The sequence below is a fragment of the Oleiphilus sp. HI0086 genome (genome assembly GCF_001635225.1).
In genome coordinates, this window is record NZ_LWFZ01001335.1 from 1 (window position 1) to 750 (window position 750).

The following is a 750-nucleotide window of genomic DNA, read 5'->3' on the forward strand; positions in this document are numbered from 1 at the left end:
AATACAACAATGGGTGTGTTTCAAGGTAATCATATGAAAAACAAGTCTATTTTGCTTTGTAGTGTGCTAGCGCTGGTTTTGGGTGCGCTCAATGCAAATGCGAAAGTTTCAACGAAAGAAGTTAATAAGTTAGGGAATTCTTTAACGCCGTTCGGTTCGATAAAATCCGGGAATAAAAATAAAACTATTCCTGCATGGACTGGGGGGATTACCGAAGCCCCAATGGGGTATGAGGGGACAGGGCAGCATCATATCGACCCTTTTGCCTCTGATGATATCAAATTCACCATTGATGACAGTAACTACAAAGGTTTTAAAAACTATCTGACCCCAGGTCAGTATGCTTTGTTTGAAGCATACCCAAGTAGCTTCAAGATCAATGTATATCCAACCCATCGTTCGCACTCGATGCCGGATTGGGTCCTAGAAAATACCAAGAAAAATGCCAAAACATCGTCTTTATCCAAAGGCGGGGTGGGGATTCAGAACGCATACGGTGGTATTCCTTTTCCAATATTACATGGAAAGAATGAAGATAAAGCCCTTCAGACAATGTGGAATCATTTGACTAGATGGAGAGGTATTTTTGCAACCTTGCGTTCGACTGAAGTGCCAGTTCAGAGAGATGGTTCTTTTTCTCCGATTACCAAGCAGGCGGAAGTGTTTTTTAACTTCCATAACCCTAAAGGCAGCTTTAAAAAGCTTAACAATATTTTGTTTTACTTTTTGACTTTCAATAAAGCGCCCGCC

The 750-nt window shown here is 41.1% G+C and carries 1 protein-coding gene; it reads left to right on the top strand.

Annotation, left to right across the window (positions count from 1 at the left end; genetic code table 11):
• Window positions 1-33 precede the first annotated feature (33 nt).
• Window positions 34-750 (top strand): DUF1329 domain-containing protein (locus A3756_RS22995; protein ID WP_197481482.1); only part of this gene is annotated, 717 nt, incomplete at its 3' end.